This is a genomic window from Hymenobacter taeanensis (genome assembly GCF_013137895.1).
Taxonomy (GTDB): domain Bacteria; phylum Bacteroidota; class Bacteroidia; order Cytophagales; family Hymenobacteraceae; genus Hymenobacter; species Hymenobacter taeanensis.
Genome location: NZ_CP053538.1, coordinates 1,688,030 through 1,707,832 on the forward strand (window position 1 = coordinate 1,688,030; position 19,803 = coordinate 1,707,832).

The following is a 19,803-nucleotide window of genomic DNA, read 5'->3' on the forward strand; positions in this document are numbered from 1 at the left end:
TCAAGCAGTAAGCGCCCTACTCCACCGCCAGCACCAGCCCCTTTAGGTACTCGCCCTCGGGGTGAAACAGGCTCACGGGGTGGTCGGCGGGCTGGGTGAGGCGGTGCAGGATGCGGGCGGGGCGGCCGGCCTCAATGGCGGCGGCCAGCACGGCCCCCTCAAACAGTTCCGCCGATACTACCTGCGAGCAGCTGAAGGTAAACAGCAGCCCACCCGGCGCAATATGCTTAATACCAGCCGCGTTCAGGCGCTTGTAGCCCATGAGGGCATTATGGCGGGCCGAGAGGTGCTTAGCGAAGGCCGGCGGATCAAGCACGATGAGGTCGTACTGCTCCTCGGTGTCCTTCATGAAGGTAAACACATCCTGCGCGAAAGCCTCGTGCTTGCTCGCCAGGCCCGTGAGGGCGGCGTTGCGCTCAGTCAGCTCGATGGCTTTCTTGGAGCTGTCCACGGAGTGCACCAGCTCAGCGCCGGCCTCCAGAGCGTAGCTGCTGAAGCCGCCGGTATAGCAGAACGTGTTGAGCACGCGGCGGCCGGGGGCATAGCGGGCCAGCAGGCTGCGGTTGTCGCGCTGGTCAATGAAGAAGCCGGTCTTCTGCCCCGACTCCCAATCGACGGCAAAGGGGTGGCCGTTCTCCTGCACAATGTGCTCCTGCCCGTTGCCCTCCCCGAAGAGGTAGCCGTTTTGGGCACCGGGGGCGGCTTTAGCAGGCACGGTTTCTGCGCTTTTGTCGTAGATGGCGCGGAGGCCAGGTATTATGGCCTGCAGCGCCGCCGCAATGAGGGGGCGAGCCTTGTACATGCCGGCGCTGTGAGCCTGCACCACGGCCACGTCGCCGTATACGTCAATGATAAGACCAGGCACGCCGTCGCCCTCGGCGTGGGTGAGGCGGTACACATTGGTATTGCCAGTGCCGGTGAGGCCTAGGCCCTGGCGCAGCTGGTAGGCATTGCGCAGCCGCGCTTCCCAAAAGTCAGCATCGGGCAGTTGGGCATCGGGGCCAAAGTCGAGCATGCGCACGGCAATGGAGCCGGGAGCGTAGTGGCCTACGCCCAACAGTTCCCCGTTGGCAGCCTGCACCTGCACTACCTCACCTTCTACCACCTCACCCTGCATGCGGCCAATAGCCCCCGAAAACACCCAGGGGTGGCGGCGACGAAGGGATTGATCTTTACCGGGTTTGAGCGTGATAGTGGCAGGCATGGCAGCAAAAGTTGAAAAGCGGACTGCAAAGGTACACCATAGCCCGGCGGTGGCCTAGCTTCGGGGCAACAGCCCTGGTGAGCAAGCTACATCTTCTCTTAACCGAACGGATCGAGGTAGGCTACCAGCACCGCCAGTGCCGCCAGGCCCGCCAGAATAGCCCATACCGGACCACCCCAAATCAACAGCCCAATCAGGCTGATAGGTAGCACCACCAGCCCCAGCACACCCAACACGGTAGTGCCTAGGCCTACTTCAGTAGTATGGCGTGGCCCGGCAGCCCGGCGCACGCCTTGCGCCGCAGGCCGCACCAGCAAGGGCTTTAGTGCCTGCCCGGGTGCCGCAGCTTGCGCTACTGCCCGCCGCAGCTGTTGCCGTAGCTGGCGCGATTTCAGTAAGGGAGGCTGTACCACCTTAACCGCCTTTGGCGGGGTAGAAGCTGCCTCAGTTGCCACTGGAGCGTGGGTAACCTCAATTACCGGTGCCGGAGCTGGCCTGGCAGCTACGCTAGGAGCCGGCCGAAACTGAAACGCCGACTGCGCACTGCGGCACCCCGACGCAAGCGTGAGGAGCAGCAGGGACAGAGAAAGATGCAGGAAAAGCCGGGTACGGCGAGCAGAAGTACAGATCATACGCATGGGCAAAACCAGAAGCAGGCGCAAGCTACGCTACTTGCTGCGGTCCTATACGGGAGCTGGCCGGTTGGCGCTGCCCTACCGTTTGGTTTTCGTGCATTACCCGACACTTGGTTTGCCAAACCAGCGCCGGTAGATAGGCCTACGCCAGGCAAACTGCGCCCACATAACTGGTTGCATCAGCAAATCAAGTACACGTAGGCCAGTACGATACTCCAGGTCTTCCACAATGTAGGTACCCCCGCCGGGGGCAGGTTGCATGAGGTGTCGGTGGCGCCAGAACCGCAACGGAGGAGGCAGCACCTGACCTTCATCCACGAAGTAGTACGTGCCACCGGGCTCTACCCCATGATCGGTGATGAGCGAGGTCCAGGGCTGCCGAAAAGGGCCTGCGCCTAGTTCAATGTGCACTTCATCGCCGCGGCGGCAGCCATCGAAGCGCCGCAAATGAAACGGCGGAAACGGCGGGGCCAGCGCTAAAAAGAGCTCCCGGGTAAAACCGGCCCACACCTGGGCGGGCGGTGTAGCAACGTGCGTGCGAAGGGTGAAGTGCATACCCGGTAGTACCTCCGCACCACGACCTTTGTTTATATAGAACCCCCTTATGCTGCGCTAAATGACAAATATTATATCTATACAATAATATTTTGTAATATACTCCGCCTGCTGTGGTTGACAGGTTATATGCTACAGGCTATGCCTGGGTGCTTGTACTTACCCCCTTTGCACACACTTACCCTGCTTATGAAAAAGTTAACGAATGTTTGGCTGGCTTTCATGCTTGTGAGCACCCTGGGCCTGGTTGCTAGCTGTCAAGAACCAGGGGATGCAGGCACCGGTGGTAATACAGATAAGAAGTTTAACCCAAAGGCCGGACGATTCCTACCAAAGGATAGTGCTGCCATCAAAGCCAAACGCTACAAGGACGACCACCCGAAGAACACAAACGCAAACTATTGCAATGCCACCGTTATCGACTCCATTCTGAGGCAGCCAGGCTGTGCTGGCCTGCGCGTGTATAGAGTGGAGAAGAAAAAGGGCTATTACGGTGTTGTGCTGGTGGGTGTAGACTCAACCGGCGCTGATCTACTGAACGGGAAAAGTACCACTACTAGCGCTTTAGTAGCTGAGAGCTACGAAAGGTGCCCCGATAACTGCGAAGGTTGCCTGTTACTAAAGTAAGGCCTGCTCCGCTTCCTGGCCTAGAAGCTATAGGTGAGCGTGGGGGTAAGCGTCACCATCTCAAATGTAGTGACTGATATAAGGTAGTAGCCGCGTGCCCGCAGGCCCAACCGGAAGTGCGTGTCAATAGGCCTGGAGTATTCCAAACCTGCCACTACCCCTGCTTCCTCAGAATAGCTGTTATTCCGGTTGACTTCATCAACGGATAGATAGCGCCCGGTGTGCAACGATTGGGAGGCCGTGGTCATGTAGAGGAGGCCAGCGTGGTACTTCCAGTTGGAGCTTCGGCTAAACTGCCGCTCGTACACCGCCTGAAAGGCGTTGTTGATATAGCGAATCCGCAGGTCACTTTCCAGCGGATAGCCATTCGGGCCAATGTATTGTGTGAAGTGAACCGGCTTCGAGTTGACGCTGCGGGTATACTCCAGCGCCACGCTGCTACTAGGGCTTATGCGGTAGGCCACTTGCCCGCCACCGGCCGTGCCCAGAAAATTGGTGCGGGTATACTCTCCCGGAAACTCCCTCACCTGCGAGGACGTGAAGAAATTCCCATTGACGCCATAATGCGCTTGCAGGGAAAAGCGCCCAGTAGATGGCTCCGTATTTTGGGCATAGACAGTCGTCACGGCAAGCGTTGCCCACCCACCAGCTACGGCAACTGCTCGTAGTATGCAAGAAAAAGTCATATTACCCGAAAAATAAGGAGCCGAAATGTAGGTCTAAGCTACTATTGCCAGGGACTCCTGCTTACTTCGGCATGAACCAATGAATGTAGCCGCAATTATCGCACTCGTAGCACACGGCAGAAGGGTTGGTCCACTCCACTTGAAAAAATGTGGCCGTTGCTGTATTTAGTTGGGCCGCACGCCGCCAGAACCGGTCGTGGTGGCAAACCACACACTGTAATACTTGTCCTTTTATCTCAACCCCTACGGGCTCTGGAGCATCAAATAAACCCATATATACTTTAGAAATAGCGTTACAAAGTCCTATAGTAGCTGGTTAACCTTGATTAACCTAGTAACTCCTCTATATCCTCTTTAGTGAGACTCTTGATAATGGCTTCGTCGGTGGTAATCAGATCGGTAACCAGTTGAATTTTCTTGTTCTGCAGGGCCAGAATCTTCTCCTCCACCGTGTTCTTGGTGATGAACTTGTAGGTAAATACCGTGCGCTGCTGCCCAATGCGGTGGGCCCGGTCTACGGCCTGGGCTTCCACGGCGGGGTTCCACCAGGGGTCGAGGATGAACACGTAGTCGGCGGCGGTGAGGTTGAGGCCTACGCCGCCCGCCTTCAGCGAAATCAGGAACACGCGTAAGTCCTCGGTTTCCTGGAAGCGGGCTACCTCCTTGTGCCGGTCGCGGGTGTTGCCATCAAGGTAGGCGTACTCCATCTGGCGCTCATCCAGCGAAGCCCGCACAATGTCGAGGTGCTTCACGAACTGGCTAAACACCAACACTTTGTGCCCCTCCGATACTACGCTCTTAATCATGCGCACCACCTCACGCAGCTTACCCGACTCATGCTCGTACTCTTCGTCGGCCATGCGGGGGTGGTTGGCAATCTGGCGCAGCTTGGTGAGGCCCTGCAGTAGCATAAACTGGGTGCTGGCGGTGCCGTGCTCCTCAATGCTCTGCAGAATCTTGTTGCGGTAGAAGCTCTTGGTTTCCTCGTAGCAGTGCTGCTGCTCCTCGGTCATGGGGCAGTAGCTGAGGTGCTCGATTTTCTCGGGCAGTTCGCGGGCCACCTGGGCCTTATGGCGGCGCAGAATAAAGGGCTTGATGAGGGCATGCAGGCGCTTGGTCTTGGCCTCGTCCTTGCCCTTCTCAATGGGCTTCAGGAACTCCTTGCGAAAGAACGACTGTGAGCCCAGTAAACCAGGGTTGATGAACGACATCTGCGACCACAAGTCCATAGTACTGTTCTCCACGGGCGTACCCGTCAAGATCAGGCGGTGGCGGGAGTGCAGCCCCCGCACAGCCTGCGAGGTAGTGGAGCTGGGGTTCTTGATAGCCTGCGACTCATCCAGAATCACGTAATCGAACTTGTAGCTTTTCAGCAGCTCAATATCCAGGCGCACAATGCCGTAGCTGGTCAGCACCACATCGTAGTCGGCGAACTGCTCCACGTTTTTGTCGCGGTAGGTGCCGGTATAAATCAGCAGACGTAGGCCAGGGGTAAACTTGAAGGCCTCGCTCATCCAGTTGTACACCAACGAGGTAGGCATCACCAGCAGTGAAGCGGCTCCTTTGGCAGCACCACTTTCCTTACGGTCAAGCAGCAAGGCCAGGGTCTGAACTGTTTTGCCCAGGCCCATATCGTCGGCGAGGCAGCCGCCAAAATGGTAATCCTGCACAAAATGGAGCCAGTTGTAGCCAGCCTTCTGATAGGGGCGCAACTCCCCCCGGAATCCCGCGGGCATGGGCTTGTCCTCTACCATCTCAAACTCGCGCAGCTTCTCCAGCTTCCGCGACATGAGCACGGTAGCCAGATTGCCATTCTGCAGGTCTGATACCAGCGCCAGATGGTGCTTGCGCAGCATGAGCGTGTGGTGGTTTTCTTCACTGAACGCAAACAGCTCCAGGTACTGCGTAAACCACTCCTCCGGAATAATGGCAATCTGCCCGTTGGGCAGCCGGAACTCATGGCGCTTATTCAGGATGTAGGGGCGCAGCTTGATAAAGGGAATTTCAAACTCCCCAAACTGTACGGTGCCGTGCACATCAAACCAGTCGTTGGTTTCCGTGATGCCCACTTGCACCGTAATTGTCCCGATAAAGTAGTCTTTGCCGGAGGTAGTGCCCTGCTGCACCGTAAAGCCCAGGCGCACAAGGTCGTCGGCGTGGTTGTGGAGCCAGCGGAAGGCCGTGGCCTTCTCCAGTACTGCGCGGCCATTGCGCACCTCCAGGGCCCGGTCGTAGAGCTCACTGATGATTTCCCGCTCCCGGTCGAGGTTGCGGATGAGCCGGTGAAAGATGTAGTTGTCGTTCTGCTTTTCCAGCTTCACGCACACCCGCTTGCTATGGCCCGTGTGCACGGTATGGTCGCCGTAGCGGAAGCTCAGGTCAAAGTGAATATGGTCAGAAACAGCGGCCTCAGCCGTTACGGTGGCCACGGCAGTGCTTGCCCGGCGACCCGGCCCGGTAGGGCGGCTGGTTTCAGCGGCCATTACTGTAGCACCAGGAGCATCGGAGAAGGTAAGGTGGGGCCGCGCCACGTAGCGTTCTGAGCGAATATCGAAGCCACGGGCGTGCACGTCAAACGACTCTACCAGCGGCGCCACGAAGCGCTGAAAGTAGCTCTCCTCCACTTGCCGCGGAATTACAATGAACTTCTTGTTTAGGAACGGCTTGAGCTTCTTGCCGTCCACATCCTTATGGAAGTTGTGCAGCACATCACCGAGCAAGAGCCAGGCCGGCTGCTCGCACACTATCACGGCATTCTTGTACTGAAAGTCGAGCTTTTGGCCCTTGTACTGAATGGTAGGAAAGTAGTGAGTGCTGTCCTCGTTGCGGCGGAAGTGAAACAACACCGAAGCGGGTTCCGTGGCTACACGAATCTCACGCCAGGTAGGCTCCCCATCCTTACCCATGATGAAGACCAGCTTACCCTGCAGGCGTTCCAGGATCTGGCCCATACGCTCCTGCACGTATTGGCAGATGGTTTCCTGCAGGGCCTTGTCGCCCTTTTCGGGGTCGTATATCTTGAGGAAAAACTCCGCGGGGGTAGTCTTTTTCGGCCAGAACTCCTTCATCACCACATCCTGCTGAATCTGGTCGGTGAGGGCAATAAGCTCGAAGTCAAGTATATCCAGGCCATCGGCAAACTCCGGAGCGTTTTTAGCCGATACGGTCTGGTGCTGTAGGGTAAGCTGCCCGCGCTGGTTACGCTGAACGATATATGACTCGAATAAATAGCCTAAATACTCATGCTCGAGTAGAGAATAAACAATTTGAAATGGCTGTGAAGTAGAAACCTTCATAGTCGGCGGCTAATATGCAGCGTTGAAAGTAATAACAATTGACAAATAGTCGATTATTTCATAAAAAGTAAAATTCATTCAAAGAATAGTTATACTATAAAGACCGACGTGCATTAATACCGGTCCAACCACCCTTTGGAGTAGACGAATATAAGGGCCTTTTCGGGGTTAAATTATATTCACTCGCCTAAGGGCTGAACTTTACTTAAGGCTGAGTTGCCGAGCGAATATGTGGCCTACGCAAGTAATGCGCTATTTAAGCTTTGAACCCAAGCCGGTAACAGGCTAAAAGCACCTTACTCGCCTACAGGTTTTCGCGCACATCAAGGTGCGAGGCGTTTAGCGCCGGACGGATAGAAACGGCAATCGTAATAATAATGATGGCTATGGCCGTCAGGAAGATATCTGATGACTGCATCTTCACTGGGTAAGAGTCTACCACGCTGGTTGCCATGCCCATACTCACAAGCCCAAAGGTTTGCTGGGCCCAGCAGATGCTTACCCCCAGTACTAGGCCAGTGATAGCGCCAACCAGGGCCACAATGGCGCCCTCCAGCAAAAATATGTTACGCACCGTTCTGGTGCTGGCTCCCATGGCCATAAGCACAGCAATGTCCTTCCGCTTGTCAATGACCAGCATGGAGAGCGAGAAGAAGATATTGAGGGAAGCAATGAGCAGGATAAAGGCGAAGGTGATAAACACAAACATCTTCTCCACCTTAATAGCCTTGAGCAGGCTCACATGCTGCTCATCGGAGTCCAGCACTTTAAAGGGGCTGCCTAACTGCTTTTTCAAGGCAACTTTCACGTCTTCTACGGAGAAACCAGGCGCTACTTTCACCTCCAGGGCCGTGCGGCGGTTGCCGTACTTCAGCAGGTTTTGGGCAAACTCCAGCGGCACAAACACATAGCTGTCGTCGATGTGCTGCTCAATCAGGAATATGCCGCCTGCCAGAATGCTTTGCTCGTTGAACGCCGTTTCGGGGTTCATGGAAAGCGTTTTCTTGCCAGTGTTGTTGGGGTAAAGCAGCCGCATGGGAGAGAAGCGGTTGTTGAGCGTGATGCTGAGCTCGTGCTGCACGCCGGCCCCCAGCAAGGCATAATCGGCACCGTCGTGGTGGAGGCGATGGTCGCCGTCCACAATGGCCGAGTCGATGTTGCTTTGGTAGTGGTAATTAGCAGATACACCCTTCATCTTCACCACCATCTGGCGGTCATGATACTGCAGCAGGGCGTTGTCCTCAATTACCTGGGTCACGAGGGATACGCCGGGGGTAGTGGTAAGGCGCGTCATCAGGGGCGCCTCCAGCATAAAGGACTTACCCTGCACGGCGGTAACAACCAGGTCGGGGTCTGATTTGCCGTAGAGGCTGCGCACCAAATCTTCCAGCCCATTAAACACGGACAGCACGATGATCAGCGCCATCGTTCCCACCGCCACGCCAATCATGGAGATGTTAGAGATGATGCTGATGATGTTGCGCTTCTTCTTCGAGAGAAAATAACGCCGGGCAATGAGCAATGGTACGTTCACGTGCGGGGCGCGCAGGAGCTGATAGGTAGCGTAATACGAAGGGTTTAGACCTGCCTAGTTTGGAGCAAGATACGCCACTGGGCGCAAAAGGTCTATTTCCAGGCTTTCACAATCAGGCCCGTACCCGAATCATGCTTGGTATTCGCATCAAACCAGTTCAGCACCAGGCAGAAGGGGAAGGTAACGAGATAGTAGAAGGGCAGCAGCAGAAAAAACAGCTTTGATTTGCCCAGCATCAGAATGGGGTATTTCATGCTGAGGCGCCACGACACCTGGCCCGGCTCGCCGTAGCTGTACTGCGCCTCAATGCGCTCAAAGCCGGCGGTGCGCAGCTTCTGCTGAATCTCGTGAATGTTGTAGCCGTCGCGCACGTGCTCTTCAATAAAGCTTGTTTCGCCGTCGGCGTGCACATCGGAGCCGCCCTGGTCAGAGGGGGTGGAAATGAGCAGCATGCCGCCGTCTTTGAGGGAGGCGTGAATGTTACGGAACACTTCCACGTCTTCCAGAATGTGCTCCATTACGTCTACTGACAGGGCCAGATCGAAGGTGTTGGGCTGCTGATACAGCACCAGATCCTGCACGGCAAACTGAGCGTTGGTGCGGCCAATCTGCCGGAAGAACCGGTTAGAGTCGGCTACCTGCTCGTCTTTCACATCTACGGCCAGAATCTCCCACTTCTTGCTCAGGCCCGACATCCAGTAGGTGTATTGCCCGTAGCCCGAGCCGGCATCCAGAATGCTGGTAGGCTCATGGAGGCGGCCCTTAGCCCACTGGCGCAGCTCACGGTGCACGTGCCAGGTCCGGAGCAGGAGCAAATCGAGGAGGTGATAAAACAAGCGCCGCAGCCAGGGCGTACGGTTGAAGACTTCGCCGAGCGACTTCTTAATCGGGTCGTAATACAAGGGGGTGAAGTTGTGAGTTTGTGAAGTTGTGAAGTGGCGCCTGTGAAAGAGTGGAGGATTTATTCCTCTTCACAAATTCGCAATTTCACCTATTCGTCTTCGTCGGCGAAGAGTTTGGGGCGCTGGGGCTTGCTGTCTTCGGAGCCGGACTCGGCATCGTCTCCGGAGGGGGCGGGCGGGATGTGCAGGTCACCGAACACTTTATCCATGTGGGCCGCGTAGGCCGCCGAGTCGTCGATGAAGAACTGCAGGTCGGGCACAATGCGGAGCTGCTTACCCACACGCTTGGCCAGGGCCTGCCGAATCACCTTCACGTTATCTTCTACCAGCGTCTGCTGCGCTGCCACATCGCGGGCCAGCAGCAGGCTCAGGTACACGCGGGCCACGCCCAGGTCGGGCGATACGCGCACCAAGCTAATGCCCGGCGGCAAGCCCGGAAACAGGTGCGGGAGGTCGCGCTGAAATACGGCGGACAATTCCTGCTGGAGCAGGCTGGCTACTTTTTGCTGTCGTTTGCTTTCCATAAGAATCCGCAAAGATAGGAAGTTAGGGGCTTGGCAGCGCAGGAAGTTGCGGGGCCTACCCGCCGCCAGACTGGCCTACGGGCAGGGGCAGCCCTGAGCCCCAGAAAAGAGCTGACTGCGCTGGTGGCCTTGGCGGTTATCTTTGCTATATCCGGGCGGGCCAAGCCGGAGTGGCCTAGGCCACTTTAGCGCGGTTAGCTCAGTTTCTAAGCCCCTCATGTTCCTTGCTTCAATTCTTTAAAAGCTCCCTTCCTACCCGCCTGTTTGCGCTGGTGGTGCTGCTGCTGGCGGTGCGGCTGCCTTTGCTGTGGTGGGGCGTGGCCCTCACGCCAGTAGAGCTACACGGCCTGCTGGTGGGCGAACGGCTGCACGACGGAGCCATTCCGTACCGCGACCTATACGACAGCACTGCTCCGCTGGCAGCGGCTTTATTCGGTACCCTTGAGTTTGTGGCCAACCGCCCACTGTGGCTTTACCGCGTGCTAGCGCTGTTGCTGCTGGGCTTCCAGGCGTTGCGCTTCAACTTTGTGCTTAACCGGGCTGATGTGCACCCCGAGCGCGGCTACGTAGGCGCCCTGGCCTACCTGCTACTGGCCAGCCTCACCTCCGACCTCGATACCCTCTCGCCGCTGCTGGTAGGCCACACGTTTATTATTGCGGCCCTGAGTGCCTTGCTGCCTACCTCACGGGAGGGGTACGATAACCGCCGGCTGTTCAGGGCGGGTTTTCTGGTGGGCGTGGCGGCGCTGTGCTACCTGCCGCTGGCGCTGTTTCTGCTGGTAGGCCTGTTTGCCGTTATCATCTTTGCGGCTAACTCGTTCAGGAGCTTTTTGCTGCTGGTCTGTGGCTTTCTGTTTCCGTATGCAGTGGCAGGCACCTTCTTCCTCTACACCAATTCGCTGGCGGGTTTCGTGCAGTTTCATCTTCAGCCCACACTGCAGGGCCTGGCCAACGAAACCGACGGACTGCCCCTGTGGGTGCTGCTGCGGCTGCTGATTCTGCCGGGCGTGCTGCTGCTGATAGGGCTGGTGCGCAGCTTCACTACGCCGCTGGGCCTGGTATTTCAGGTTAAATTTCAGCAGCTTATGCTAGTGTGGCTGCTAGTGGCAACGGGTATGGCGGCAGTAGGCCGGGGCATGGCTACGGGCACGCTGGTACTGTTTCTGCCGGCCCTCACCTATTACTGCCTGTTTCTGTGGCAAAAAGCCCGTCGGGCCTGGGTGCCCGAAGTACTGCTGGTGCTGGTGCTGGCGGCGGTGGTGGTTATCCGCTACCGCACGGTGCTGCACCTGGAGCGTGTGCTTCAGCTACCGCCTGAGAGCAACTACGCCGTGAACCCCCACCCGAACTACGCCTTTCTGGAAGGCCAGCACCTGCTGGTACTCGGCCCCGACCAGCGCCCCTACCTCAAAAACCGCCTGGCCACCCCGTACCTCGATTGGCAACTGGCGCAGGTCGACTTTGGCCACCTGAACGAGTACGACGCTGTGTTCCGCCTGTCGCAGAACTTCGAGTCGGCGCCTCCCCGCTACCTCATTGATCAGGCCGGACTTATGCCGGAGCTGCAGTACAAAGTGCCCACCATCTTCGGCCGCTACGAGCGTACCAATACCCCCCAGGTGTACCGGCTGACGCGGTGAAACGGTGAGTTGGTGATTACGCAAGTCAGTGAAGTGGCCTAGGCCTGTCATTGCGAGGAAGCATGACGAAGCAACCTTTCCTATTCGCAGTGAGAAGCCTTAATCCTAGAAAAGCCCTTACCTCCTGCGTGGAGGTAAGGGCTTTTACACAGGTCAAAGGTACGCGCGCATCAAAGGAAGGATTGCTTCGCTTCGCTCGCAATGACACTTCACTAACTCACGTAATCACCAACTCACCGCTAGCAGCTGATCTTGTTCACGCGGGTTTGGTGGCGGCCGCCTTCGAAGGCGGTGTTCAGGAACTGGCTGACGATACCGCGGGCAGTTTCCTCGCTGATGAAGCGGGCCGGGATGCAGATGATGTTGGCATCATTGTGCTGGCGGGCCAGTGTAGCCAGCTCCTCTTCCCAGGCAATAGCCGCCCGAATGCCCTGGTGCTTATTGGCCGTGATACACACGCCGTTGGCGGAGCCGCACACCAGAATACCACGCTGCAGCTCACCGCTGGTAATGGCCGAGGCTAGCGGGTGCACAAAGTCGGGGTAATCAACGGAATCAAGGGAGTGGGTGCCGAAGTCGCGGACCTCGTAGCCATTGTCGCGCAGCCACTGGCCTAGCATCTGCTTGTACTCGAAGCCAGCGTGGTCGGAGCCGATGGCAATCAGGTTACTCATATCAAAAGGATTAGGATGGAGCGAAAATGAAAAAGGCTGGCCAGGTAACGAAACGTTCACCGGGCCAGCCCTTGCTTCATGCAAACAAGTAAAATCAGGCTACGCCCTGGTTTTCCGCAAGCTGCGCGTTTAGGGAGGCCGTGCGGTTGCGCGTTACTACGCGGGCAATATTAATGCTGAGCTCATAGAGCAGCACAATGGGGATGGTAACAATGATCTGGGAAGTAACCTCGGGGGGCGTGATGATGGCCGCAATAACCAGCACTACCACAATGGCGTGCTTGCGGTACACCTGCATGATTTCGGGGGTAATCAGGCCCGCTTTCGCCAGGAAGAACACAATCATGGGCAGCTCAAATACGAATGCGCAAGCCACCGACATGGTAGTGAGCGTGCTCAGGTAGCTCTGCATGTCAATCTGGTTCTCAATGGTGGGGTCAACCACGTAGCCGGCCAGGAACTGAATGCTCATGGGAGCAGCAATGTAGTACCCGAACAACAGGCCCATTGCAAACAGCAACGACACGAAGAACACCGCTCCCTGGGAGTTTTGGCGCTCATGTGGGTACAGGCCCGGCTTAATGAAGCGCCACAGCTCCCAGAACAAATACGGAAAGCCTAGCACCAGCCCCACGATAAAGCTCGTGCTGATGTGCATGGTCAGCTGCCCGCTCATCTCGCGGTTCTGAATCACGAAGCCGATTTTATCAATGCACACGTTAGGCGCACCCAGCCAGGCGGCAAACTTGCACGACATCCGGTAGGTCCAGAAGTCGGGGCGCGAGGGACCCAGGATGAGGTCGTGAAACAGGAACTCCTTGGAAAAGAAGGCAGCAGTGGCAAACGCCACCACCGCAATGGCCGCACGGATGATATGCCACCGCAGAGCTTCCAGGTGGTCTATGAAAGACATTTCGTGCTGGTCGCCCCGCACAGGTTGTTCGGTATTCAAGGGGGAAGTAGCCAAAAGGTGAGGTAGAGAAATGGTGGGTCGGCAGGCAAATACAGCACCCAGCGAAAGACAAACGAAATTTAACCCAAACAGGATGCTACCAGCCTACAATCGATGGATTTTGCTTGGGCGCCGGCTCACCAGTTCACCTTACGCGAAGAGGGGGTACTGCTGCATCCACTCCTGCACTTGCCCCCGCACCTGACTGATGCGGGCGTCGTCGGCGTTGTGGGTCAGCACCTCGTCAATGAAGTCTACGATGCGCACCATATCGGGCTCACGCAGGCCGCGCGTGGTTACGGCGGCCGAGCCAATACGCATGCCGCTGGTCACGAAGGGCGACTTATCATCGAAGGGCACCATGTTTTTGTTGATGGTGATGTCGGCCTTGATGAGGGTATTCTCGGCGAGCTTACCCGTGAGGCCTTTACTGCGCAGGTCAATCAGCATCAGGTGGTTATCAGTACCGCCAGAAATGATCTGGTAGCCGCGCTCCACAAAAGCACCAGCCAGCGCCTGGGCATTCTTAATTACCTGGTGGGTGTACTCGGTGTAGGCGTCGCTGAGGGCTTCGCCGAAGGCTACGGCCTTGGCCCCAATTACGTGCTCCAGGGGGCCGCCCTGGGTACCGGGGAATACGGCACCATCGAGCAGGCTGCTCATCATCCGGATTTCGCCCTTGGGGGTTTTGATGCCGAAGGGGTTCTCGAAGTCCTTACCCAACAGAATGAGGCCGCCGCGGGGGCCGCGCAAGGTTTTGTGGGTGGTGGTGGTTACAATGTGGCAGTGGTCGAAGGGGTTGTTCAGCAAGCCTTTGGCAATGAGGCCGGAGGGGTGCGAAATATCGGCCAGCAGCAGGGCACCTACCTCGTCGGCGGCTTCGCGCAGGGCTTTGTAGTCCCAGTCGCGGGAGTAAGCTGAGGCGCCGCAGATGATGAGTTTAGGCTGCTCACGACGGGCGGTTTCCTTTACCTTCTCCCAGTCGATGAGGCCGGTTTCGGGCTCTACGCCGTAGAACGAGGGCTTATAGAGCTTGCCCGAGAAGTTTACCGGCGAGCCGTGGGTGAGGTGACCACCGTGGCTCAAGTCAAAGCCGAGGATTTTGTCGCCGGGGTTGAGCACGGCCAGCATCACGGCCGCGTTAGCCTGGGCCCCGGAGTGCGGCTGCACGTTTACCCACTCAACGCCAAACAACTCCTTGGCGCGATCAATGGCCAGCTGCTCAATCTGATCAACTATTTCGCAGCCACCGTAGTAGCGCTTGCCGGGCAGGCCCTCGGCGTATTTGTTGGTGAGAATGGAGCCCTGGGCCCGCATTACTTGCTCCGAAACGTAGTTTTCAGAAGCAATGAGTTCAATACCGTGGGTTTGCCGCTCTTTTTCCTTTTGAATGAGGTCGAAGATGGCCGTGTCTTGGGCGAGGGTGGTGGCTTGCGTTTCCATGGCTTCAAAGGTAGCGGATCAACGGTGAAATTGTGAGATGGCAAAATTGTGCGTTGCCGTTCTCACGACGCTATCCATTTTAGTACGGAGCGAGTTACAAAATTTGGTTATGTGGCCTAGCATCAACCGGTTGGCGGCGTGTGCAATAAGTGTCAGGCCCAGAATGCGCAGTAGGCCAGGTAAGCTTGGGCGCCGCGCCGCGCATGTGAAGTAACCTGCTCCTCAATGAGGATTAAGTGATTCTAAGCTGCTCGTACCCCGCCACGTCACCAAACCAGAAATTTTATTTCTCGAAAAAGGCCAGATATATTTCAATTATCCTATTGCTGCTACGCCGCCTCTTGCGGTAGCAGCCTAGCCCCGGCGCCGCTCCTGGGCCCCCCCTTTCCCCTTCTGACCTCGCTGCCCTTCAGCTTGCTTACACATACGGGTTACACCTGCTTCCGCCGCAGCAGTAGTGGCCTAGTGTGCACTGTCCAATCCATTCCCACCACAACCAATTCATCGTATGAAAAAGCGTACTCTACTTGCCTTGCTGACCTTGCTTGTCGGCGTGCTCAGCCCCCTGGTCACCTGGGCCCAAGGCAGCATTCCGTTTACTATTGCCAACAACTCGCCTTACGCCGATAACACGCTGTACGTAGCCATTGTAGGCATTGACCCAGCCGGTAACCACGTCTGGATTAACGCGCAGAACGGACAGGTACTGCCCATGTCGTCGTCGTACAATACGGCACTGGGGCCTACATATAATGGCAACACTGGCCCCGGCGGCAACTCGCGCTATGCGGCCTGCTTCACGCGCCTCAGCGACATCCCGAACAAGACGTTTACGCTGCCTTACATTGCGGGCTGCCGGGTTTTCATCTCGCAGGGCCAGCAGCTGTATCTGTATTTCTTTGGAGCCTCGGGGGCACCTTCGGGCTACGCCGCACCCAACCCTCAAAACCCGAACGACCCTAACAGGGACATTAAATATGAGTTTATTGAACTGACCAACAACGCTTCCGGCTTCTTCGGCAACACCACCCGCGTTGATGCGTTCCGCTACCCCATGGGCTTAGAGCTATTTGGCAGCGGCTACCAGAAACGCACCGGCGAGCTGAAAACTGCCGCCGATATTGTGGCCGCCTACAAGGCTAACGTGCCCACTGAGTTCCAGGGCAACGTTAACAACACAACAGGTGAAATTACCTTTCCCTCCAAAACCGCGGCCTTCCAGGATGGCTCAAACGGCACCGTAGCCGGCCCTTATGGGCAGTACTTCAAAAGCTACATTGATGCCATCTGGAACAAGTATAAGAGCACTGACTTGATCTTCTACGCTGGCAACGCGGGCGTATTCAAGGGCCGCGTAGATGCCAACGACCGGTTGGTAGTAGTAGGCCAGTCGGGCGCTTTTGCGGGCCGCACGGGCATCATCAATGGCCGCCCAACCACCCAAATGGCATTTGAGGGCAAGGGCCTGCTCGACAACCGGGTAAGCGACGGCGACTGCGACTTAGTGGTGCAGGCCCAGATGACGGCCGCCATCAACCGCCACGTAGTAGACGTGACCACCCCCACCCCCGGCCAGCAGAACTGGTACGATGCCAGCAAGTATTACCAGGCCGGCCCGGCCAACTACTACGCCCGTTTCTGGCACCTGCCCGGCATCAGCGTAGACAACCTCTCCTATGGGTTTGCTTATGACGACGTAAACGACCAGTCGGCCACGTTGCAAACGCCACGGCCCACCAAAGTCATTGCTACTTTTGGCGGGTACGCCGGCAGCACGCCGCCCCCGGCCACGGGTGTGAGCACCATGTACAAAGACTGCAACTACACCGGCACGGCCGTAAATCTGCCCGTGGGCGACTACAACCTGGCGGCGCTACAGAGCCGCGGCATCCTCAACGACGACATTTCCTCGCTTAAGGTGAATACCGGCTACGAAGTGGTGCTGTATGAAAACGACAACTTCACTGGGGGCACGCTCACGGTGGGCAGCGCTGGCAACACCTGCCTAGTAAATAACCCACTGGGCACCGGCAACTGGAACGACAAGGCAACCTCCTTGCGGGTACGTACCGCTACCACCAGCACCACATTTAGCCTGCTGCTCCAGGCTGAAGCCGCCAACGTGAACAGCGGCATGACCGTGGAGGCCTGCTCCGATGCGGGTGGCGGCCAAAATATGGGCTACGTAGATGCCGGTGACTACTTGGTGTTCAATGGTATCAACTTCCCCACCTCGGGCACTTACACTATTGAGTACCGCGTAGCCAGCGGGGCCAGCGGGGGCACTGTCTCCTCCGACCTGAATGCCGGCGCTATTCAGCTGGGTAGCACTGCCATTCCGGCCACCGGCGGCTGGCAGACCTGGACTACCGTTTCCCGGACGGTGACCATCAACGCGGGCACCTACAACTTTGGCATCTATGCTCAAACCGGCGGCTGGAACATCAACTGGATTCGGATTACGAAATCTAACACCGCTGCCCGCACCACGCTGGCCACCACCGATGCCCGCAGCCTAGACGCCGCGCAACTCTACCCCAACCCAGCAACCGACCGCGTGCAGCTAAGTGGCCTAGACGGGCAGCTTGCGGGTAGCCGCTACCGCATTCTGGATGTGCGCGGTAAAACTGTGGCCGAAGGGGCCTTCGACCAAGGTGCCGCACCGGTGCAGAAGCTCACCAGCGGCATGTATCTGCTGCAGGTAAGCACCCAAGACCAGCGCGTAGTTACCAGGCGCTTCACCAAATAGGTTTCTCTACACCCAATAGGCAAAAGGCCGCCCAGCGTTGGGCGGCCTTTTTTTGCGTAAATCACCGGCCTAGGCCACTCATTTTACGGTGGAGCTTGCTCGTTGTCGATAGTTCCTTGTTACTTGCCACTATGAACACCTCTCAGCAGTTAGCCGAAGTCCTGACCAGTCTGCGCGTAGGCAACCAGTCGTTTCTGGTGAACTTCTACGAGCAGAACCGCGGCCTATTTGCCCGTTGGGCCCGGCGGCAACACAACCTGGCCCCTGCCGCTGCCCACGAGCTGCTCCGGACGGTGCTGGTGGAGTTCTACGATCAGGTAGCAGACGGCCGCATGACCAAGCTCCCTCCTGATTTGCGGGCTTACCTATACGGCATGGCCGGAGAGCACCTTGCCGTAGCCGGCCGCACCACCACCGAGCTGCCCGTGGCTGAGGCCAGCCGCCGCCAATACCTGCTAGGCCTGTTCCGGCAGCTTAACACCGACTGCCAAAAGGTGCTGATGTACTTCTATTTCCGGGGCTACAACTTTGAGAAGGTAGCCGGCAAAATGGGCTTTGCCAACTCTACGGTGGCCCGCATCCAGAAAGCCGGGTGCCTGCGCCAGCTCTATGAGCTGCGCCTGCGCAGCGAAAGCACTGGCTTGTAGCGGGCGGCTGCCAGCTTCTGCGTAGCTTAGCCCCTGGTTCCATTATCCTCCGCGCCCCGCTGGCCTGGCCCGCGGCTTACTTGTATCCCTGGTTTTAGCATGGCCCCGTCTGCCCCCGATCTGCGCCCCTACCTGGAAGAGCTGGAACGCTTTGCCGATGGGCAGATGACCATTGCTGAGCAGGAAGCCTTTGAGCTGCGCCTGGAGCAGGATGCAGTATTGGCACAAGCCTTCCTCACCTACGAGCAGCTAACCGCCGATTTACGCTGGGTAGCGGGCCACGAAACCCTGCGCCTACGCTTAGAGTCTCTGGACCGCCGCCTCAATCAGCGCCAGCAAGCCCTGACCCGCATTAAGCAGCAGCAGCGCAAAACTCAAAAACGCTGGGGCCTACTGGCCAGTTTGGTGGCCGTGGCCGCGCTGGCACTGTGGTTGCTGCTTCGCCCCAACAACTCTTCCCTGGAAGAGGCCTGGGCTCAGTATTATGTACCCGATGAGGGCCTACCCGCGGCGGTTATCAACGAGGAGCGGCGCCCGCTCCTGGCCGAAGCCATGCGCGAATACAAAGAAGGGCACTACCCTACGGCCCTGTTCACGCTACGCCGCGTGCCTACTACTAACCTCGGCCAGGACACCCTGCTGTATTACACCGGCATCTTTCTGCTGAGCCAGTGCCGCCAGGAAGCCGAGAAAGCTCAGGATGCCCAAACATTTCTGCGCAAAGTAAGTCAACAGCCGGGCTCGGTGCTGGCGCCAAAGGCCCGGTATCACTTGGGTATGTCATACTGGTTTACGCAGCAACCGGAGCAGGCCCGCACCACCCTACAAACCGTGGCCGACGATGCTGGCAACCCGTACCAACAAGCCGCTCAGCGCCTCCTGCAAACCGACCAACTATCCCGCTAGCGCTTTGCTATTTCATACGGCTCCTCCATATTGGGCTGTAGGGTTAACGCAAACGTATCGAGATTAAGCGCGGCCAGGTGGCTAAGCTCAGGGTTGTGACGGTACACGCAACCCGTATCCAGCCCAATGGCCTGGGCATGGCCTTCCGCCCGCTGCTGCACTGTGCTAGTGGGGGTTGGCACGTGGCCATGCAGCAGCCGCTTACCGCCCAGCCGGGAGGCATCCATCACAAACTCTTTGGTATTGAGCATGGTGTGCCAGTCACGGCGCATTTCTGCGGGGGGCAATCGGAAATTGAAACCGGCGTGCACCAGCACAAAATCAGGCAGTTCAAATTGGTAGGGCAAATCATCGAGCCAGCAGAGGTAAGGCGCCGGAATATCCTCTACCCGGCTCACGCCAAAGCTCTGCAGCGTCAGGGCCCGGTCGTCGGCTGAGGCCCAGGTGAGGTGCTCCAGGCCGCGGGCTGCATCCAGCAGCTCCTGGTCGTGGTTGCCGCGCAGGCACACCACCTGGTACCCCCGGTCAGGGAGCCGCATAAGGTAGTCGAGCACGCCACGGCTGTCGGGGCCTTTGTTCACGTAGTCGCCCAGCACATAAAGCTCATCCTGGGGTGTGAGCTTAAGCTTCTCCTCAACTAAATGACGGAAGGAAAGCAGACAGCCATGAATATCGGTGGTGGCGTAGCGGGCCATAAAAGTAGTGGTGATGACACAAACAAGGATTCTTATTAAATAGTAAAAGCACCTGCTTTTAATGGCAGGTGCTTTTGCTGACTAGTGTGTGCGAGCTCAATGGCGCTAGGCCACTTTGCAGTGCAAGGCATTGC

17 protein-coding genes are annotated in these 19,803 nt (G+C 57.5%); 5 read left to right on the forward strand and 12 right to left on the reverse strand.

All coding sequences use genetic code 11. The features are described from left to right. Positions 1-16: 16 nt before the first annotated feature. The 3 genes from HMJ29_RS07240 to HMJ29_RS07250 form a co-directional block, all read right to left on the reverse strand. Entirely contained in the window at positions 17-1,204 is a 1,188-nt protein-coding gene (locus HMJ29_RS07240; RefSeq protein ID WP_171590851.1) for a class I SAM-dependent rRNA methyltransferase, read from the reverse strand. Between the two features lie 98 nt (positions 1,205-1,302). Next, positions 1,303-1,836: a hypothetical protein gene (locus HMJ29_RS07245; protein ID WP_171590852.1), complete on the reverse strand. Its 534-nt coding sequence runs from the start codon at positions 1,834-1,836 to the stop codon at positions 1,303-1,305. A gap of 102 nt (positions 1,837-1,938) precedes the next feature. Next, a complete protein-coding gene (locus HMJ29_RS07250) occupies positions 1,939-2,394 on the reverse strand; it encodes an SRPBCC family protein (protein ID WP_171590853.1) in 456 nt (151 codons plus the stop codon). Positions 2,395-2,583: 189 nt separating this feature from the next. Here HMJ29_RS07250 and HMJ29_RS07255 point away from each other — a divergent pair, with 189 nt between their 5' ends. Beyond that, positions 2,584-3,021, forward strand: a complete 438-nt coding sequence (locus HMJ29_RS07255; RefSeq protein ID WP_171590854.1) for a hypothetical protein — start codon at positions 2,584-2,586, stop codon at positions 3,019-3,021. A 20-nt stretch (positions 3,022-3,041) separates the two neighbouring features. Here the strand turns inward: HMJ29_RS07255 and HMJ29_RS07260 are convergent, their stop codons facing one another. The 5 genes from HMJ29_RS07260 to HMJ29_RS07280 form a co-directional block, all read right to left on the reverse strand. After that, positions 3,042-3,647, reverse strand: coding sequence for a hypothetical protein (locus tag HMJ29_RS07260; protein WP_171590855.1), 606 nt, complete (start codon positions 3,645-3,647; stop codon positions 3,042-3,044). A gap of 386 nt (positions 3,648-4,033) precedes the next feature. After that, positions 4,034-7,003, reverse strand: a complete 2,970-nt coding sequence (locus HMJ29_RS07265) for a DEAD/DEAH box helicase (RefSeq protein ID WP_171590856.1) — start codon at positions 7,001-7,003, stop codon at positions 4,034-4,036. 304 nt (positions 7,004-7,307) lie between these two features. Further along, entirely contained in the window at positions 7,308-8,537 is a 1,230-nt protein-coding gene (locus HMJ29_RS07270) for an FtsX-like permease family protein (protein ID WP_171590857.1), read from the reverse strand. A gap of 92 nt (positions 8,538-8,629) precedes the next feature. After that, the gene (locus HMJ29_RS07275; RefSeq protein ID WP_171590858.1) at positions 8,630-9,439 is read right to left on the reverse strand and encodes a class I SAM-dependent methyltransferase; all 810 of its coding nucleotides are present in this window, start codon (positions 9,437-9,439) and stop codon (positions 8,630-8,632) included. A gap of 89 nt (positions 9,440-9,528) precedes the next feature. After that, positions 9,529-9,963, reverse strand: coding sequence for a ribosome-binding factor A (locus tag HMJ29_RS07280; protein WP_171590859.1), 435 nt, complete (start codon positions 9,961-9,963; stop codon positions 9,529-9,531). Positions 9,964-10,187: 224 nt separating this feature from the next. Here HMJ29_RS07280 and HMJ29_RS07285 point away from each other — a divergent pair, with 224 nt between their 5' ends. Then, positions 10,188-11,603 (forward strand): hypothetical protein, encoded by a 1,416-nt coding sequence (locus HMJ29_RS07285; RefSeq protein WP_171590860.1) that lies wholly within the window; start codon positions 10,188-10,190, stop codon positions 11,601-11,603. Between the two features lie 239 nt (positions 11,604-11,842). Here the strand turns inward: HMJ29_RS07285 and rpiB are convergent, their stop codons facing one another. From rpiB to glyA, 3 genes are all read right to left on the reverse strand, one after another. Further along, entirely contained in the window at positions 11,843-12,277 is a 435-nt protein-coding gene (rpiB, locus tag HMJ29_RS07290) for a ribose 5-phosphate isomerase B (RefSeq protein ID WP_171590861.1), read from the reverse strand. Between the two features lie 94 nt (positions 12,278-12,371). Next, the gene (gene tatC, locus HMJ29_RS07295; RefSeq protein WP_317241066.1) at positions 12,372-13,229 is read right to left on the reverse strand and encodes a twin-arginine translocase subunit TatC; all 858 of its coding nucleotides are present in this window, start codon (positions 13,227-13,229) and stop codon (positions 12,372-12,374) included. Positions 13,230-13,379: 150 nt separating this feature from the next. Further along, entirely contained in the window at positions 13,380-14,672 is a 1,293-nt protein-coding gene (gene glyA, locus HMJ29_RS07300; RefSeq protein ID WP_171590862.1) for a serine hydroxymethyltransferase, read from the reverse strand. Positions 14,673-15,180: 508 nt separating this feature from the next. On the opposite strand from glyA, the gene HMJ29_RS07305 reads away from it, so the two are divergent. The 3 genes from HMJ29_RS07305 to HMJ29_RS07315 all read left to right on the forward strand — a co-directional run bounded on the left by HMJ29_RS07305 (position 15,181) and on the right by HMJ29_RS07315 (position 18,974). Continuing rightward, positions 15,181-17,421 carry a beta-1,3-glucanase family protein gene (locus tag HMJ29_RS07305; protein WP_171590863.1) on the forward strand — a complete coding sequence of 747 codons (2,241 nt, stop codon included), beginning with the start codon at positions 15,181-15,183 and terminating at the stop codon, positions 17,419-17,421. Positions 17,422-17,552: 131 nt separating this feature from the next. Beyond that, positions 17,553-18,068, forward strand: coding sequence for a sigma-70 RNA polymerase sigma factor region 4 domain-containing protein (locus tag HMJ29_RS07310; RefSeq protein ID WP_171590864.1), 516 nt, complete (start codon positions 17,553-17,555; stop codon positions 18,066-18,068). Positions 18,069-18,167: 99 nt separating this feature from the next. Next, positions 18,168-18,974, forward strand: a complete 807-nt coding sequence (locus HMJ29_RS07315; RefSeq protein ID WP_171590865.1) for a tetratricopeptide repeat protein — start codon at positions 18,168-18,170, stop codon at positions 18,972-18,974. Here HMJ29_RS07315 and HMJ29_RS07320 read toward each other — a convergent pair. After that, positions 18,971-19,669 carry a metallophosphoesterase family protein gene (locus tag HMJ29_RS07320; RefSeq protein WP_171590866.1) on the reverse strand — a complete coding sequence of 233 codons (699 nt, stop codon included), beginning with the start codon at positions 19,667-19,669 and terminating at the stop codon, positions 18,971-18,973. The two genes, HMJ29_RS07315 and HMJ29_RS07320, sit on opposite strands and share 4 nt — an antisense overlap. Between the last annotated feature and the right edge of the window lie 134 nt (positions 19,670-19,803).

What these genes read in the sequence shown, in the direction of transcription:
- HMJ29_RS07305 (WP_171590863.1), top strand. Translation starts at nt 15,181, where the DNA reads ATGAAAAAGCGTACTCTACTTGCCTTGCTGACCTTGCTTGTCGGCGTG.
- HMJ29_RS07280 (WP_171590859.1), bottom strand. Translation starts at nt 9,963, where the DNA reads ATGGAAAGCAAACGACAGCAAAAAGTAGCCAGCCTGCTCCAGCAGGAA.
- HMJ29_RS07245 (WP_171590852.1), bottom strand. Translation starts at nt 1,836, where the DNA reads ATGATCTGTACTTCTGCTCGCCGTACCCGGCTTTTCCTGCATCTTTCT.
- HMJ29_RS07265 (WP_171590856.1), bottom strand. Translation starts at nt 7,003, where the DNA reads ATGAAGGTTTCTACTTCACAGCCATTTCAAATTGTTTATTCTCTACTC.
- HMJ29_RS07255 (WP_171590854.1), top strand. Translation starts at nt 2,584, where the DNA reads ATGAAAAAGTTAACGAATGTTTGGCTGGCTTTCATGCTTGTGAGCACC.
- HMJ29_RS07315 (WP_171590865.1), top strand. Translation starts at nt 18,168, where the DNA reads ATGGCCCCGTCTGCCCCCGATCTGCGCCCCTACCTGGAAGAGCTGGAA.
- HMJ29_RS07250 (WP_171590853.1), bottom strand. Translation starts at nt 2,394, where the DNA reads ATGCACTTCACCCTTCGCACGCACGTTGCTACACCGCCCGCCCAGGTG.
- HMJ29_RS07310 (WP_171590864.1), top strand. Translation starts at nt 17,553, where the DNA reads ATGAACACCTCTCAGCAGTTAGCCGAAGTCCTGACCAGTCTGCGCGTA.
- HMJ29_RS07240 (WP_171590851.1), bottom strand. Translation starts at nt 1,204, where the DNA reads ATGCCTGCCACTATCACGCTCAAACCCGGTAAAGATCAATCCCTTCGT.
- rpiB (WP_171590861.1), bottom strand. Translation starts at nt 12,277, where the DNA reads ATGAGTAACCTGATTGCCATCGGCTCCGACCACGCTGGCTTCGAGTAC.
- HMJ29_RS07320 (WP_171590866.1), bottom strand. Translation starts at nt 19,669, where the DNA reads ATGGCCCGCTACGCCACCACCGATATTCATGGCTGTCTGCTTTCCTTC.
- glyA (WP_171590862.1), bottom strand. Translation starts at nt 14,672, where the DNA reads ATGGAAACGCAAGCCACCACCCTCGCCCAAGACACGGCCATCTTCGAC.